Annotated in this window: 1 protein-coding gene; it reads right to left on the bottom strand. The window is 68.3% G+C overall.

Features of this window, described 5'->3' with window-relative positions; all coding sequences use genetic code 11:
• Nucleotides 1-113: 113 nt before the first annotated feature.
• Nucleotides 114-1,085, bottom strand: coding sequence for an LLM class flavin-dependent oxidoreductase (locus A5708_RS00005; RefSeq protein WP_065026659.1), 972 nt, complete (start codon nt 1,083-1,085; stop codon nt 114-116).
• Nucleotides 1,086-1,427: the final 342 nt, after the last annotated feature.

The raw sequence follows: 1,427 nt of genomic DNA on the forward strand, positions 1-1,427 counted from the left end.
CGAATGCACCCACACGCCAACAAGTTCCAGGTCCGGCCGTCGCCGGATGGCATCGATCGCGTTCGAGCCCACTCCCCCGGTCGACCACACGACAACACGCATCGGCACTCTCCTCACTGGCTGTCCGCAAAGGCGGCGACGGCACGCTCGAGATAGGGCCACGCCACCTCCGGTGCGACGCCGCCGCAGAGCGGGTGCAGTGGCAGCAGCTGCCCGCCGCGCACGTAGTCGACCGCCTCCTCGGGGGTCAAGACGCGGTACGGGCCACCGTCGACTCGAAGCTCCGCGACGCTGCCGGCGCGGGTGATGCTGGCGACCGAGTCGTCGTGCGGCCGGTAGGACGCCGCCGTCTTCGCGTCATGCAGCAGGTGTGGCCCCAGCTCAGCCCAGGCCGTATCGACATCGTCGGCAACGAAAACCGCTGTCGGAGAACCCGGTTGGGGAAACTGGATGATTCCGGGTTCGTGCCCGTGCGCACGGCACTGCTCCTCGTAGTATTCCTTGAGACCGGGCGACGCGGTCTGCGAGATGAACCCCAGTCCGTGGCGGCCGGCCCGCCGCGCCGCAGCCTTGCTGCCGCCGGCGATCAGCACCATCGGCCCGTTGGGCGAGCCGCACGGCGGGGTGACGAGGATCGTGCGCCCCCGATATTCGACGGGCTCCCCGCGCACCAGCGGCCCCAGGACGTCCAGCATCTCGTCGGCCGCGCGACCACGCGTGCTCATCTCGATGCCGAAGTGCTCGTACTCCTCAGGCCGGTGTCCCACCCCGAACGCGTAGGACACTCGTCCGCGACTGATCAGGTCCAGCACGCTGATTTCCTCGGCGAGCCGGACGGGATCCCACAACGGAATCGGCACCGCGGCCAGCAGGATCGCCAACGTGCGCGTCCTGGCCGCTATCGCCGACGCCAGGGTGAGCGGCACCGGCAGATGACCGTCGTCGGCGCCGTGATGCTCGGAAAGCACCGCCAGCACGGCGCCCCGCGTCTCGGCCCACTCGCACATGTCGATGGCCGCGGCGTACAGATCGGTGGCCGGTGCACGCCCACGCGGGGCGCGCATGTCGAACCTGAGCGTGAACATCAGCGCCGGCCGCCCCGCATCGTCGCTCGGAGGCGGGCAAAACGCTGGTCGGCCGTCACAGCTGCACCCTAACCTAAAATTTGTTCGTTAAGATAGTGCCCGCTTTCTTAAATCCTTGACCGGGTGGATTCGCGGCGGTAGTTTCCAAGTCGAACGTCGGGTCGCACCGGCCGCTGCCGTCCGCGTAAGTACAACGGCCGCCCCGGCTTTCGTCGTGTCGCGCGACGCGCACGCACCTGAGGAGGAACAAGATGGCGGCTAATCGGGTGGTGGTGTGGGCGACGGGTGGCATCGGATCGATTGCGATCCGCGCGATCCAGCGACGCCCTGATCTGGACCTGG

The sequence above is a fragment of the Mycobacterium colombiense genome, from assembly GCF_001672755.1.
Taxonomy (GTDB): Bacteria; Actinomycetota; Actinomycetes; order Mycobacteriales; family Mycobacteriaceae; genus Mycobacterium; species Mycobacterium colombiense_C.